14 protein-coding genes and 1 riboswitch are annotated in these 14696 nt (G+C 38.3%); of the genes, 13 read left to right on the top strand and 1 reads right to left on the bottom strand.

The window, feature by feature from the left end:
- The first annotated feature begins 32 nt into the window (after window positions 1-32).
- From G5W_RS0114540 to G5W_RS0114495, 10 genes are all read left to right on the top strand, one after another.
- Window positions 33-809, top strand: a complete 777-nt coding sequence (locus G5W_RS0114540) for an enoyl-CoA hydratase-related protein (RefSeq protein ID WP_010097784.1) — start codon at window positions 33-35, stop codon at window positions 807-809.
- Between the two features lie 15 nt (window positions 810-824).
- Window positions 825-1793 (top strand): NAD(P)H-dependent flavin oxidoreductase, encoded by a 969-nt coding sequence (locus tag G5W_RS0114535; protein WP_010097783.1) that lies wholly within the window; start codon window positions 825-827, stop codon window positions 1791-1793.
- 151 nt (window positions 1794-1944) lie between these two features.
- A complete protein-coding gene (gene pdhA, locus G5W_RS0114530; RefSeq protein WP_010097782.1) occupies window positions 1945-3000 on the top strand; it encodes a pyruvate dehydrogenase (acetyl-transferring) E1 component subunit alpha in 1056 nt (351 codons plus the stop codon).
- Window position 3001: 1 nt separating this feature from the next.
- On the top strand, window positions 3002-4021 hold the full coding sequence (locus G5W_RS0114525) for an alpha-ketoacid dehydrogenase subunit beta (protein ID WP_010097781.1): 1020 nt from the start codon (window positions 3002-3004) through the stop codon (window positions 4019-4021).
- A gap of 174 nt (window positions 4022-4195) precedes the next feature.
- Window positions 4196-5203: an ABC transporter substrate-binding protein gene (locus G5W_RS0114520; RefSeq protein ID WP_010097780.1), complete on the top strand. Its 1008-nt coding sequence runs from the start codon at window positions 4196-4198 to the stop codon at window positions 5201-5203.
- Between the two features lie 111 nt (window positions 5204-5314).
- Window positions 5315-6292, top strand: coding sequence for an ABC transporter permease (locus G5W_RS0114515; protein WP_010097779.1), 978 nt, complete (start codon window positions 5315-5317; stop codon window positions 6290-6292).
- Between the two features lies 1 nt (window position 6293).
- Window positions 6294-7088: an ABC transporter ATP-binding protein gene (locus G5W_RS0114510; RefSeq protein ID WP_010097777.1), complete on the top strand. Its 795-nt coding sequence runs from the start codon at window positions 6294-6296 to the stop codon at window positions 7086-7088.
- A gap of 288 nt (window positions 7089-7376) precedes the next feature.
- Entirely contained in the window at window positions 7377-7925 is a 549-nt protein-coding gene (locus tag G5W_RS0114505) for a sigma-70 family RNA polymerase sigma factor (protein WP_010097775.1), read from the top strand.
- Window positions 7926-7928: 3 nt separating this feature from the next.
- The gene (locus G5W_RS0114500) at window positions 7929-8357 is read left to right on the top strand and encodes a PadR family transcriptional regulator (RefSeq protein WP_010097773.1); all 429 of its coding nucleotides are present in this window, start codon (window positions 7929-7931) and stop codon (window positions 8355-8357) included.
- Window positions 8354-9667: an FtsW/RodA/SpoVE family cell cycle protein gene (locus G5W_RS0114495; protein WP_010097771.1), complete on the top strand. Its 1314-nt coding sequence runs from the start codon at window positions 8354-8356 to the stop codon at window positions 9665-9667. The genes G5W_RS0114500 and G5W_RS0114495 overlap by 4 nt, the downstream gene beginning before the upstream one ends.
- A 47-nt stretch (window positions 9668-9714) precedes the next feature.
- On the opposite strand, the gene G5W_RS0114490 is transcribed toward G5W_RS0114495, so the two are convergent.
- On the bottom strand, window positions 9715-10446 hold the full coding sequence (locus tag G5W_RS0114490; protein WP_010097769.1) for an NAD-dependent protein deacylase: 732 nt from the start codon (window positions 10444-10446) through the stop codon (window positions 9715-9717).
- A 147-nt stretch (window positions 10447-10593) separates the two neighbouring features.
- Window positions 10594-10778: riboswitch (cobalamin riboswitch) on the top strand.
- A 203-nt stretch (window positions 10779-10981) separates the two neighbouring features.
- On the opposite strand from G5W_RS0114490, the gene G5W_RS0114485 reads away from it, so the two are divergent.
- The 3 genes from G5W_RS0114485 to G5W_RS0114475 are packed head-to-tail and all read left to right on the top strand — an operon-like array spanning window position 10982 to window position 14647.
- Window positions 10982-13201 carry a ribonucleoside-diphosphate reductase subunit alpha gene (locus G5W_RS0114485; protein WP_010097767.1) on the top strand — a complete coding sequence of 740 codons (2220 nt, stop codon included), beginning with the start codon at window positions 10982-10984 and terminating at the stop codon, window positions 13199-13201.
- Window positions 13186-13623 (top strand): flavodoxin, encoded by a 438-nt coding sequence (locus G5W_RS0114480; RefSeq protein WP_029191144.1) that lies wholly within the window; start codon window positions 13186-13188, stop codon window positions 13621-13623. The genes G5W_RS0114485 and G5W_RS0114480 overlap by 16 nt, the downstream gene beginning before the upstream one ends.
- Window positions 13604-14647 (top strand): ribonucleotide-diphosphate reductase subunit beta, encoded by a 1044-nt coding sequence (locus tag G5W_RS0114475; RefSeq protein WP_010097763.1) that lies wholly within the window; start codon window positions 13604-13606, stop codon window positions 14645-14647. Before G5W_RS0114480 ends, G5W_RS0114475 begins: the two co-directional genes overlap by 20 nt.
- Window positions 14648-14696 lie beyond the last annotated feature (49 nt).

Below are 14696 nucleotides of genomic sequence, written 5' to 3'. Positions count from 1 at the left end.
TCTATACCAACACATCGTGAAAGGAGATAATGATGCAAACTGTTTTATATGAGAAGAAAAGTAATATTGCCTATATCACATTAAATCGAGAAGAAGCATTGAACGCTTTTAATTATCAAATGTTATTAGAATTGCAGAAGATTACTAGCCAAATACATGTTGATAGAGAAGTTAGAGCGGTAATTATTACTGGATCAGGTAAAAAGGCGTTTAGTGCTGGTGCCGACTTAAAAGAAAGAAAAACATTAACGGAATCCGAAGTTAGAAGGAATGTGAAGGCAATTCGGGATTGTTTCGATGCGATAGCAAATCTTCCACAGCCAACCATTGCTGCGGTGAACGGGTACTGCTTTGGGGGAGGCTTTGAGCTCATGATTGCGTGTGATTTTGTTATCGCGGTAACAGGTGCCAAAATGGGTCTTACTGAAACTAGTTGGGCTATTATTCCCGGTGCAGGTGGTACACAGCGATTACCAAGATTGGTTGGTGAGATGAAAGCAAAGGAGTTAATTTTAACAGCAAAGAAGATAACCGCAGAAGAGGCTTGTGAACTTGGTGCAGTTCTAAAGGTTGTCGATCAGATTACACTTATGGAGGAATGCGAGATTCTAGCTAAACAAATCCTACAAAATGGTCCAATTGCAGTAACACAAGCAAAGTACGCTATTTCGCTAGGGATGAACACAGATATTAAAACGGGTCTTGATATCGAAGCAAAAGCCTATGAATTAACTATACCAACTGCAGATAGATTAGAAGCTTTACAAGCTTTTAGTGAAAAGAGGGTACCGGTTTTTAAAGGTGAATAATGAAGGGGGGATAACATGAATCGAGTAACCAATCTACTAAATATTAAATACCCCATTATTCAAGGGGGAATGGGAAATATCTCTAATGCAAAACTTGCTGCTGCTGTTTCGGAGGCAGGTGGATTAGGGACTATTGGGTGTGGAACAATGACCCCAGAAGAAGTCGAAGTGATCATCCGGGAGTTAAAGACCATAACGGATAAGCCATTTGCATTAAATATCGCTATTACGGTGACCCCATATGTAGAAAGTTTGTTAGAGCTAAGTATTGCGTATGATATACCAATTGTATCTTTATCAGCAGGTAATCCTGCTCCATATATTCCGAAGCTTCATGAATACGGAAAGATAGTCATGGCGATTGTTGCTTCTGAGAAGCATGCAATCAAAGCAGAAGCTGCCGGTGCAGATATCATTGTAGCGGAAGGGTATGAAGCGGCAGGGATTAATTCTGCTTTAGAGCTTACAACATTTACGTTAATCCCCCAGATCGTCCGAAGTGTACGTAAACCAGTAGTTGCTGCTGGCGGTATTGGTGATGGGAAAGGACTAGCAGCAGCCCTAATGCTAGGAGCGGAAGGTGTTCAAATTGGAACTCGATTTATTGCAACTCAAGAGGCACCATTTCATGAGCGTTATAAGGAGCAACTAATTCAAGCAAGTGGCACAGATGCCATCATTATAGGGAGAAGCTTGGGGAGAATAAGGAGAGTGCTCCAAACGAGTTATGTAATGGAACTACTAGATAAAGAGAAACATGGGGTTTCAGCACAAGAGTTTAATAGAATAACTTCAGAAAAGCATCATGTATTAGGTGCTATAAAAGGAGACTTAGAAAATGGTTTCCTTAATGGAGGTCAGGTAACTGGTTTGATTCAAGATATCCCATTCGTTAGTGAGTTGTTAGAAGATATGATGAAAACTGCTAGGCAGCAAGTGAGTGCAGGTTTAGAGCAATTAAATTCTCTATCCTCCTCTAGATAAGTCTAAAAATAATAAGTTTTCTAAAAATTAATTGACCACATTATTACATAATGATAAAATAACGTTAAAATAACGTCATATTAAAAATCTATAATGTGTAAGCGTTAATAAAAGTGTTTACTAGACTAGACTTTTGGTTGGAGGTTATTAAATGAATAAGGCATACCCAATGAAACAGGTAATAGACGATCAGGGTAACTTAGTAGATACTAGTTCTTCGTCACAGATTAGCAAAGAACTAGCACAGAATGCATACTATCATATGTATCGAATTCGAACTTTTGATAAGAAAGCAAAGAGCTTGCAAAGGCAAGGGAGAATTGGAACCTATCCACCATTTGAGGGGCAAGAAGCATCACAGGTTGGTAGTGCACTTGCATTAAGAGAGAATGATTGGCTATTTCCTACATACCGAGATCACGGGGCAATGTTAACATTTGGTTCAAACATGACGAGAACATTTCTTTATTGGAATGGGCGTCTGGAAGGTTGTGTCCCCCCAGAAGGAAAGAATATATTTCCTGCAGCAGTTCCAATTGCTACACAACTATTGCATGCAGTTGGAGCTTCGTGGGCTGAAAAGCGAAAAGGAACGGACAATATTGCAATCGCCTATTTTGGAGACGGCGCTACTTCTGAAGGGGATTTCCATGAGGGGTTAAATTTTGCAAGTGTATTTCAAACCCCAACCATATTTTTTAACCAAAATAATGGTTATGCCATTTCAGTCCCATTTGAAAGGCAAATGAATTCTAGGACTATTGCCCAAAAAGGTGTTGCCTATGATATACCGAGTGTACGGGTAGATGGGAATGACTTCTTTGCGGTGTATTTTGAAATGCAAGAGGCTATTAAACGTGCTCGTTCTGGTAATGGACCAACACTGATTGAAGCGGTAACATGGCGTACAGGTGCACACACAACAGCTGACGACCCCACTAAATATAGACCAGAAGGACTTGGTCAGGATGTTGTAGACCCGATCGTTCGATTAGAGAGGTTTATGAAGAATCAAGGCTACTATGAGGATGAGTTTATTGCAACGACCCAGAGTAAAGTAGAAGAAGAGATTGAAGCAGCTGTAAAAGAGATGGAAGCTTATCCGAAAGCGAATGTGGAGGATTTATTTGACCATGTTTATGCTAACCCGCCAGAACAGCTAATGGAACAAAAAAATTCCTATCTTCAACTTTTAGGGGGGGAGTAAGATGACTACAGAAATGGACCAAAAAACCAAATCAAATGTTGCCACGAAGAAACTGACATTAATACAAGCGATTAATGAAGGAATGGATATGGTTCTAGAAAGAGATGAGAATGCTTTAATACTGGGTGAGGACGTTGGGAAAAACGGTGGTGTGTTTCGTGCTACAGATGGTTTACAAGAAAAACATGGACCAGATCGTGTAATAGACACTCCTCTATCGGAATCAGGAATTATCGGAACATCGGTTGGTTTAGCAGTAAACGGCATGAAGCCAATCGCAGAAATCCAATTTATGGGGTTTATCTATCCGGCTTATGATCAAATCATGACACATGTTTCTCGAATTCGAGCACGGACCATGGGGAGGTTTTCTGTTCCATTAGTAATTCGTGCGCCTTTTGGTGCTGGTGTTAGAGCCCCTGAAATACATTCAGACAGTGCTGAAGCACTATTTACACATATGCCTGGAATAAAAGTAGTCTGTCCTGCGACACCTTATGATGCAAAGGGGTTATTTATAGCTGCATTTGAGGACCCAGATCCAGTGTTATTTATGGAACCAATGCATAATTACCGCTCTTTCCGTGAAGATGTACCGACAGAATATTATACCGTCGAAATTGGAAAAGGTAAAAAGCGAATAGATGGTGAGGATGTTACATTAATAACTTGGGGAGCAATGGTTCCATTAGTTGAAAAGGTTGCTAACCAATTAAAAGAAAAAGGTATTAGCTGTGAAGTAATTGATCTTCGAACGCTATATCCTATTGATCAAGACATCATTGCCGAATCTGTTAAAAAGACAGGTCGTGCAGTTGTAATACATGAAGCGCCGAGAACTGGTGGATTGGGAAATGACGTTGTTTCCATCATTAATGATACTGCTTTTCTTTATTTGAAAGCTCCTGTAGAAAGGGTAACAGGATTTGATGTGCCAGTACCATTTTTTAGTTTGGAAAATCATTACCTACCGACACCAGAACGCATGAAGAAGGCGATTGAAAAGGTTGTTCATTTCTAATTTTTAAGGGGGGAAAACAAAATTTTCTGCTAGTCGCCAACTATGTTGAGGGCATAAGAGTAAGCGGTTACAATATGTTCGAATTATCAAAAAACGAGCTTGACTGCTTTTTTCAGTATGTTATAATTTCTCAAATTATACTTAAAGTTATGAAGAGTGAGGGGGAGTACTCAAATGAAAAAGCTTCTGATATTAGTTTCCATTTTGACAAGTTTAGTATTACTTGTTGCATGTGGTACTAGTGAGAAAGAGGATGGTAGTAGTAGCGATGGTGGTGAAAAATTTAAAATCGGAGCTTCTCAAATTGTAGAGCATCCATCCTTAGATAAAGCTTATGAAGGTTTTAAAGCAGCGTTAGAGGAAGCGGGACTTGATGTAGAGTATGACTTTCAAAGTGCACAAGGGGATCAAAATAACTTAAAACCGATCTCAGATGGATTTGTTGCGGATAATGTTGACCTGATATTTGCTAACTCTACACCTGCAGCGCTATCTGCACTAGAAGCAACAAAGGATGCTACGGATATACCTGTTTTATTTACTTCTGTTACAGATGCAGTTGAATCAGGTATTGTAGAGGCAATGGATAAACCAGGAGAAAATATTACTGGTGTAGTGGATCTGCACCCAGATGCGATTCAGGAAACAGTTAAATTCATTGACCAGTATTTCCCGGATGCAACTGTAGGATTAATTTATAATGCAGGGGAGTCTAACTCTGTGACACAAATCGAAGCAGTTCGTGAGGCTGGAGAGGGGACCTCTTTAACGTTTGAGGAACGTACGGTTGCTAACTCTTCAGAAGTTCAACAAGCTGCGACATCCTTAGTTAGTGATGTCGATGTATTCTATATTGTGACAGATAACATGGTCGTATCTGCACTTGAAAGTGTTGTAGCTGTTGCCAATGAACAAGATATTCCGTTAGTGGTTGGTGAGCCAGACTCATTAGCTAAGGGTGGTTTTGTGACGTTTGGTATTGACTACTTCACAATCGGTAAGCGTACCGGTGAAATGGCAGTAGAAATTTTAAAGAATGGTAAATCACCACAGGATATTAATGTGGAATATCCACCAGAAATTCAATTGTTCATTAATAAGGGCGCTGCCGAAGAGCAAGGTATTGAATGGAATGCTGATTGGGATAAAGACGCTCAGTTTGTAGAAACTGCAACGAATTAATAGTATCGATAGGAACCCTATAAGTCCAAACATGAAGCAGGCTATGGCCTGCTTCTCTATTCTACTTGAGTAACTTCCACATATTGGGTGTGGAAAAGGAGGTAAGTAAACGTGCTTTTATCATTATTTGGTGCTGTTGAATCTGGAATTATATATGCAATTATGGCCTTAGGGGTATACTTAACCTTCCGAGTATTAGATTTTCCTGATTTAACGGTAGATGGTAGCTTTGTAACAGGTGCAGGAGTAGCGGCTATATCTATAGTAAATGGTGTATCACCGATAGTAGCTACACTATTAGCAATCGTAGCAGGATTTATAGCAGGATGTATTACCGGCCTTTTACATACAAAGGGTAAAATTAACGCGTTGTTATCAGGTATTTTAATGATGATTGCCTTATATTCTATTAATCTACGTATCATGGATTCGCCGACTGTCTCTTTACACAGTCAACCAACTATTTTTTCCCAGCTCCGTGATATTTGGCCTGCTGGAATCGATAGTTTCTTTAATGGTATTTTCGAAGCCGTTGGATCTAGGGCACCGGCAACATGGGTTATTGTCATATTCATGTTCGTTGTCGTCTTAGCCATCAAATTCTTAACGGATTATTTCTTGAAAACAGAAATTGGATTAGCACTACGAGCAACAGGGGATAATCAACGAATGATTCGCAGTTTCTCAGCGAATACCGACAATCTAATTGTATTAGGTGTAGGTATTTCAAATGCGATGGTTGCACTTAGTGGGGCGCTTATTGCCCAAATAGGTGGATTTGCTGACGTGTCCATGGGGATAGGTATGATTGTTATCGGTCTTGCATCGGTTATTATCGGGGAAGCTTTATTTGGTAAGAAGACCATTGCGATTGCAACTATCGCAGTAATTGGTGGTGCTATCGTTTACCGTATAGTTGTAACGTTAGCGCTTCGTGTGGATTTCTTAGAGACTGGAGATATGAAAATGATAACAGCCTTTATCGTTATTGTTGCTCTAGTTGCGCCTAAGCTTCTACAAGCACGTAAAGAGAAAAAACGTAGGATACAAAAGCGTCAAGCACTTGGACAGGTAAGGGAGGGTGCCTAGTATGTTACAAATAAAAGATGTATCGATTACATTTAATGAAGGTACTCCTGATGAAAAGAAAGCATTACAAGGGATTAATCTTGAATTACATGAAGGTGACTTTGTGACGGTAATCGGTAGTAATGGAGCTGGTAAATCCACTTTGATGAATGTCATATCTGGTAATCTAGTACCAGATGTGGGTGGAGTTATTATTGCTGATAAGGATGTAACCAATCTTCCAGAATTCAAACGTTCAGCATACATTGGACGGGTTTTCCAAGATCCAATGGCTGGTACGGCACCATCCATGACGATTGAGGAAAACCTCGCTATGGCATTTTCAAGAATAAGAAAAAGAAAGCTAAAGCCAGGGGTTACAAAATCTCGTAAGGCAGAATTTAGAGAACATTTAAAGACCTTAAATTTAGGTTTAGATGACCGTCTAAATGCAAAGGTTGGTCTTTTATCGGGTGGAGAACGCCAAGCACTATCGTTACTAATGGCGACTTTCACCAATCCTAATATCCTTCTGCTGGATGAGCATACTGCGGCGCTTGATCCATCGAGAGCGGCATTGATTACCAACCTGACAAAGGAAGTCGTCGCAGAACATGGGTTAACGACTTTAATGGTTACGCATAATATGCAACAAGCATTGGATTTAGGTAATCGACTCATAATGATGGATAAGGGTCAAATTATTTTGGATATTCGTGGTGAAAGGAAACAGGAGTTAACCATTGAAGATCTATTAAAAGAATTTCAGCGTATACGTGGAGAGCAGTTTGAGAGCGATCGAGCAGTGTTGGGGTAGCTGTTAGTTGTTATCTTTCTTTAGCTCCATTCAAGAAAAAAACCGCTTGGTCTATCCAAGTGGTATTTTTTTGGCAGAAAGGTAGATATAAAATTTCTCTAGCCTGCATAAGAAAAGCTAGCACTTTCGCAATAGAATTAGCGAATTGCTAGTTTTTCTTATGTTTATAGAGTCGCTATAATGGTAGCAAAAAAAGTGATATTCAAGAAAAAGTGAATTTAAATCTCTAATATATTCAAACCAATTAGTGATTCGTATCGTCTAACATAGTGGAAGGGGTGATACTTAATGAATAGACCGGAACCATTGACCATTACAGAAGAGAGTACGGTTAGTAAGGAAGAGATAATTAGTGAAATAATGCAAGATTATGGTGATGATACCCTCCATCTTGTATTTACATATGTAAAGAATTTGGCAACGGCAGAAGATTTAACACAAGAAATATTTATTAAATGCTATGAGAAGCTGGAGCAGTTTAACCACCAATCTTCCATAAAAACATGGCTATACAGAATTGCTAGTAATCATTGTAAGGACTATCTAAGAAGCTGGCAGTATCGAAAAATAGTTTTGAATGAAAAGATTGGTAATGAGACTCCTTCCAATTCCAAGCAAGTAGAGGAAGAAGTTATTGCAAATAAACAAGAGAAAAGTTTATCTTATGCTGTCATGTCATTACCTGTAAAGTATAGGGAAGTTGTTGTTCTTCACTATTATGAGGAAATGACCTTAACAGAGATTAGTTCTGTAACAAAGGTAAATGTTAATACATTGAAAACGAGATTAAAACGTGCCAAAGAATTACTTAAGAACAAAATGAAGAAGGAGGTTTGAAGAATGAATGAACCTATGAAAAACCTGAGAAGTGAAATGAAGAAAACGGTCTTTAAAGGTGTTTCATTTTCTGACGAGCGGAAAAGTGCCGTATTAGAAACCATTAGGAAAAAACAAAGCCATACTACTATATGGAAGGAAGATACTATACTTGCTGTGTTGGAGTCCATTAGGTATCAATCTAAACATGGGTATGATATTTCTACTGATTTATATCGCAAAAGGGAAATTAGTTTCCACAAAAGGGAGGGCGAGCTATATACACTGTTACATACACTTGAAGCTCAAGATTTAATCCGTTCCAATTGGATAGATGAAAAGAAATATTATCTTATACATAAAAAGGGGTTGAAGTACTTAGCTAGTTGTGAACAAGGTGAATATCGAAAATCAGTAGAACTAAGCCATACAGTCGAGGAGGCAAGATGGTGACACCAAATAAATTTGAGGATTTTTTAAACAAGGTAACTTCAAGGGTAAGATCTAAAGAGGCCCATAGTATGATTAGAAAAGAGCTTAATCATCACCTGCAAGAATTGAGTAAAACTTATCAAAATGATGGATTAACTGGAGAGGATATGGAAGAAAAAGTTTTGAAAGAAATGGGTAATCCATATGCTCTAGGAGATAATTTAAATCGTATCCATAAACCAAAAATGGATTGGCTACTGATTGTGATGTTTGTTATCATTGCTGGAATTGGTTTTCTACCTCTAATTAATGAAATCCCTGGGTTCCCCGGTGCGGGAACTCATTTTATCCATAATAAAATAATTGGCAACATACTTGCTATTTTAGTAGTGATTGGCATATTGTTCTTTGATTATCGTAAACTAAACCGTTATAGCTTTGGTTTTTATGGGTTAGCTATATTACTACATCTTTATACGGCATTTTTTGGTTATAATGTGAACGGTACACAAAGGTGGATTTCGGTCTTTGGAATATTTTCGGATGTAACCATTATAACATTATGTCTATTTTTCCTTGCTTGGGCTGGGTTATTGAGAAATATTAATAAATATGATCATTGGATAAAACAATTGGCACTCGTTTTCCTATTTTGGGTACCAATTATTATTTATATGGTTGTTCCAAGTATGATGTCTGCTTTGATTTATTTTATCTGTATTCTCACAATGTTTGCATTTAGTAGTGTTCAAAAACAGCTAGCACTTAAGATGTTTTTATGGAATGTAATAGGTGGAGTTTTACTATTAGTGACAGTTGTTTTGCCGCTATTTCGAAATGTATTCCATTCAAGATTGGCCTACTTCTTAAGTCCCGAAAGTGACCCAGATGGTGGGTATATTTATATTGCACTTAAGGATGTCCTTTCTAATGCAGGGTGGTTCGGTAATGGATTTGAATCACAGCTTATGACGCTCCCCGCTACTCATACTGATTTAGTATTCCCTTATCTGATTTATACGTTAGGTTGGGCATTCGGTATAGCGTTATGTATATTACTTTTGATGTTTATTTTCCGTATTTCGGCTAACGCATTTAAAACAAAGGATTTGTTCGGGAGACTGATAGTAATAGGTGGAGCTGCTCTATTTATTGTTCCTACACTTTGGAATATATTAATGGGCTTAGGAATAATCCCAATAGTAGGAGTTCCTATTCCAATTATTAGTTATGGTACTAGTTATCTGGTAATCTATTCTATTGTACTGGGGCTTGTATTAAACGTTTATCGTCGAAAAGACATTATAGAACCAACAATAGTAGTGAAATAATGTAAATACAAAAGCGTGTTTCTTCACAGAACACGCTTTTGTATTTCTCAACATCTGCCCTTTAATTCTTGATCAACTTCAATCAAAAACTCTCTTATACTTTTATCCTGCACAATATAATCCGCATAAATATCCATTGGTGTATCCTCACGGTTAACAATGATAAGTTTCGCACCTTGCTCCTTTGCAATCATTGGAAACATATTGGCAGGAGTTACGGTTAAGGATGATCCTAGGACGATTAATAAATCGGACCTGCGGGTCTCAATTTCAGCTTTGTAAAATACATCCTCCGGTAACATCTCACCGAAAAGGACGATTCCCGGTCGAACTGGTCCATCGCAATACTCACATTTGTTATTACCACTCAGATAAGCTTCTCGATCGTGTTCTCTTTTACAACGATTGCAATAAAACTTTCGAAATGTACCGTGGAGCTCCATTACATTTTGATTTCCTGCATCATGATGAAAACCATCAACATTTTGCGTGATGATACCTCGAATAATGCCACGTTTTTCCCATTGACCAAGGATGAGATGGCCTTCGTGTGGTTGATACTTATCTATTTCCCTTAGACGGTACTGATAGAACTCGGAAAACTCTTCAAAGTTATTTTCCAAGGCAACTACATTTGCTAGTTCATCTGGATTAAACTTCGTCCACAAACCTCTATTTTTCGAACGGAAATCTGGTAGTCCACTCTCCGTAGACATACCTGCCCCTGTAAAGATAGTAGTATATGCGGATGATTGAATCATCTTCATAATTTCCTGCACGAGTGTCACCCCTTATATTATTAATCCTATTTTACCCGAATTAGCAGGATTTTAGATGACTAATTTTAATTTCGATTGCAAAGTCTAGTAATCTATGATAGTCTATTAATACAATATATTGTGATTGAATTAAAACTAAATACTATATATAGTGCCGCGAGTAATGGTGACATGTATTTGTCTGAAAAGGGAATTCAGTGAAGTTCTGAAGCTGTCCCCGCAACTGTAAGTGTAGACGAACGAGAAATCCACTGTGTCAAGTAACTGATATGGGAAGGACTCTAGTAGATTGAAGCACAAGCCAGGAGACCTGCCATTACTTAAAGTTTCATAATTCTTCGGGTTGAAAGAGCATGAAACGATGGAGTTATTACATACATTATTGAATAATTTCTATCGTTTTCACATGCCCGCTCATCCCTAGGATGGGCGTTTTTTATTATTTTAGCATTCTTGATAGATAGGAAGAAGAAACATTCGCAAAAGGGTGGCTGAATCAAAGTTTTTCTGATAAACAATATAGGAGGAATTACATATGGTAACTGAAATAACAACAAAAGAAGGCATCACTCAGATAATTGAGGAGGCTCTGGATGGTCTGCATGTAGATTCTAATGACCTACATGTGGAGCTCCCAGCAGGTATATCTACTATAAGAGCATTGGATCTACTAGCTAAAAGAGCATTGGAAAATATAGATGAGGCCAATCCTGACTGGACGTTCGCTGCTAGTCGTTTTTTATTGCATAGTCTGTATTATCAAGCAGCAAATAATCGTAAGTATCATTTATCAAAGAGATATGGTGACTTTTATCACTTAATCGAGCATTTAACAGAGGAAGGGATTTATACCCCGGCCATACTTGAAAAGTACAACAAAGAGGAAATAGCATTCCTTGCCGAAAAGATTGACCCAAAGAAGGACTTTTACTTTACATATTTAGGATTATATACGTTAGCCAACCGATATTTAGCAACAGATCATGAAAAAAGTGTTTATGAATTACCGCAGGAACGATGGATGATTATTGCGATGTATCTAATGCAGGATGAGAACCCGATGGAGAGATTAGATTTGGTGTTGGAAGCTTACTGGGCATTAAGTAATCTATATATGACGGTTGCTACTCCTACACTGACCAATGCAGGGAAAACTCATGGACAGCTATCGAGTTGCTTTATTGACACGGTAGACGATAGCTTACAATCCATTTACGATAGCAACACGGATATTGCGAAGCTATCAAAAAATGGAGGCGGTATCGGAGTCTATATGGGGAAGGTTCGAGCGAGAGGGAGCGCTATTAAGGGCTTTAAAGGGATGTCTAGTGGGGTAGTTCCATGGATTAAGCAGCTAAATAATACGGCTGTAAGTGTTGACCAGCTTGGAACTCGAAAAGGTGCAATTGCGGTTTATCTTGATGTTTGGCATAAAGACATTGAGTCCTTTTTAGACTTAAAACTTAATAATGGAGATGACCGGATGCGTGCCCATGATATTTTCACAGGGGTTTGTTTACCAGACTTATTCATGGAGCAAGTAGAGTCTAGAGGAGATTGGTATCTGTTTGATCCACATGAGGTTCGAGAAGTGATGGGATATTCTTTAGAAGACTATTATGACGAAAAAAAGGGAAGTGGCTCATGGCGGGAAAAATATGTTGAATGTGTCGGCTGTGAACGACTATCGAAAAAGAAAGTCCCTGCAATTGAAATTATGAAGCGCATTATGAAGTCTCAGCTGGAATCAGGTACCCCTTTTATGTTTTATCGTGATGAAGTGAATAGACAAAATAGTAATCACCATGCAGGAGTCATCTATTGCTCGAATTTATGTACGGAGATTACGCAAAACCAATCACCAACTGAGTTTCTAGAAGAGTACATGGATGAAAACGGAGTGATGATGAAGAAGTATAAACCAGGTGATTTTGTCGTATGTAACCTAAGCTCTATCAATCTAGGGAAGGCTGTACCAGATAATGTATTAGAACGATTGATAAAAATTCAAGTACGGATGCTAGATAATGTTATCGATATTAATACATTACCACTGATTCAAACACAAATTACCAATCAAAAATATCGTGCAATAGGACTCGGAACGTTTGGATGGCATCATTTGTTGGCTACGAAAAACATTCATTGGGAATCTGAGGAAGCCGTACAGTATGCAGATGAGCTTTATGAGAAAATAGCCTATTTCACAATTAAAAGCAGCATGGAATTAAGTAAGGAAAAGGGATATTATCCGGTTTTTGAAGGAAGTAAGTGGAGTACAGGGAAATATTTTGAAGAGAAGGAGTATACGGGTGAGAGCTGGAAGGAGTTAAAGGAAGCTGTGATGGAAAATGGGATTCGTAACGGTTATCTCATGGCGGTCGCACCGAACTCTACAACGGCCATGATCGCTGGTTCTTCTGCTAGTGTCGATCCAGTTTTTAAACCTTTTTATCATGAAGAGAAAAAAGACTTTAAAATCCCGACAACAGCACCAGACCTAGATCATCATACGTATGATATATACCGTAGGTCTGCTTATATTGTTGATCAACGATGGTCCGTTAAGCAAAATGCTGTTCGACAAAAGCACATCGATCAAAGTATTTCCTTTAATTTTTATGTTCCAAACACGATTCGTGCCTCTGTTTTACTGGATTTACATCTTCAAGCTTGGAAGGAAGGCTTGAAAACTACTTACTACGTTCGTTCCACCTCGAATGACGTGGAAGAATGTGAGTGGTGTCAGAGTTGAAGGTAGCTATTGCTTATTTATCATATAGTGGAAATACACAGGAAGTTGCGGAGTTCATTCAGGAAAGGCTTATTTCAAGAGGGTGTTCAGTTGATATGCACCGCATCGGTATTGATGCGCCGATAGATCCATCAGGCTATGATATTGTGTTTCTCGGTACCTTTACATGGGAAAACGGCCGGACGCCGGATGAGGTAAAAGACTTTATTTTGGAAATAGGCTACAAGCCTAATAATATTGCCGTATTTGGTACTGGTGATACACAATTTGGCTATTATTGTGGAGCGGTAGACAGACTAGTAAACTTTTTCAATAGTAAATGGAGTGGGTTGAAAATTGAGCAATCACCGAGGGGTTCACAGGAACAACTTATTGATTATTGGTTGAGAGGGGTAATGGAACGTGTCCGTCACATTGCTTAAAAAGGCAAAAACAATGGAACCTAGTTTTCCAAATAAATCAACAAAGATATTTGGTGGCGAATCAAGTGGGATATTAAATTGGAATGATATTAAGTATCCTCACTGGTATAAGATGTATAAGCGGCTAGTGGGTAATTACTGGCAAGCAGATGAAATCAACATGTCATCCGATGTGAAACAGTTTGATATGCTAACAGAAGAAGAGCAGAATGCGTATTTGAAAATTATAGGCTTATTATCAACACTTGATGCACCACAAACTAGAACGGCATTGCTACTATCGTTGTACGCAACAGATTCTTCTGTTCAATCCATTATGGCTGTTATTGCGCAGCAGGAAGCTGTACATAATGAAAGCTATTCTTATGTGTTATCTTCAGTTGTTTCTTTAAAAGAGCAGAATGAAGCATTTCAATTAGGGAGAACAGACCCGATACTTTTGAAGAGAAATAAGCGATTAATTGAAGGATATAATCAGTTCGTGGAGGAACCATCCATCGAGAATATCTTGAAAACATTAGTTTATACGTCATTGCTAGAGGGGCTATTCTTTTATTCGGGATTTGCATTTTTCTATAACCTAGCAAGAGATAACAAGATGGTTGGGACCTCTACCATGATTAGTTATATTAATCGAGATGAGCTAGAACATGGCCGATTTATTTCAGAACTTTTTCGTGCTACGTTAGCGGAATATCCTGATTATAATACAGAAACATTTATCGACTGGGTTTATAACGAGTTTAGCATGGCTGTAGATTTGGAAATTGAATGGTCTAGCTACGTTCTAGAAGATGTGGAAGGAATAGATTTAGAGGAGATGTCTGGCTACATTAAGTACCGTGCTAATAAAATGCTTCGCTTACTCGGTTTAAGTGAAATTTATCCGGAAAATGTGGAAAATCCAATGAAATGGATTCGAGCATATGTGGATAATATAGATGGCACGAAGACAGACTTCTTTGAACAGAAATCAAGACAATATACGAAGACTAGTGACTTGAATGGGTTTGATGATTTATAGGTAAATAAAAATATCCGAACTAGAGAACTAGTTCGGATATTTTAGTGAA

This window comes from Ornithinibacillus scapharcae TW25 (genome assembly GCF_000190475.1).
Classification (GTDB): Bacteria; Bacillota; Bacilli; order Bacillales; family Amphibacillaceae; genus Ornithinibacillus; species Ornithinibacillus scapharcae.
The sequence above is the reverse complement of the archived record's forward strand: the minus strand, read 5'-3'. Positions and strand labels throughout refer to the sequence as shown.

What these genes read in the sequence shown, in the direction of transcription:
- G5W_RS0114540 (WP_010097784.1), top strand. Translation starts at nt 33, where the DNA reads ATGCAAACTGTTTTATATGAGAAGAAAAGTAATATTGCCTATATCACA.
- G5W_RS0114535 (WP_010097783.1), top strand. Translation starts at nt 825, where the DNA reads ATGAATCGAGTAACCAATCTACTAAATATTAAATACCCCATTATTCAA.
- pdhA (WP_010097782.1), top strand. Translation starts at nt 1,945, where the DNA reads ATGAATAAGGCATACCCAATGAAACAGGTAATAGACGATCAGGGTAAC.
- G5W_RS0114525 (WP_010097781.1), top strand. Translation starts at nt 3,002, where the DNA reads ATGACTACAGAAATGGACCAAAAAACCAAATCAAATGTTGCCACGAAG.
- G5W_RS0114520 (WP_010097780.1), top strand. Translation starts at nt 4,196, where the DNA reads ATGAAAAAGCTTCTGATATTAGTTTCCATTTTGACAAGTTTAGTATTA.
- G5W_RS0114510 (WP_010097777.1), top strand. Translation starts at nt 6,294, where the DNA reads ATGTTACAAATAAAAGATGTATCGATTACATTTAATGAAGGTACTCCT.
- G5W_RS0114505 (WP_010097775.1), top strand. Translation starts at nt 7,377, where the DNA reads ATGAATAGACCGGAACCATTGACCATTACAGAAGAGAGTACGGTTAGT.
- G5W_RS0114500 (WP_010097773.1), top strand. Translation starts at nt 7,929, where the DNA reads ATGAATGAACCTATGAAAAACCTGAGAAGTGAAATGAAGAAAACGGTC.
- G5W_RS0114485 (WP_010097767.1), top strand. Translation starts at nt 10,982, where the DNA reads ATGGTAACTGAAATAACAACAAAAGAAGGCATCACTCAGATAATTGAG.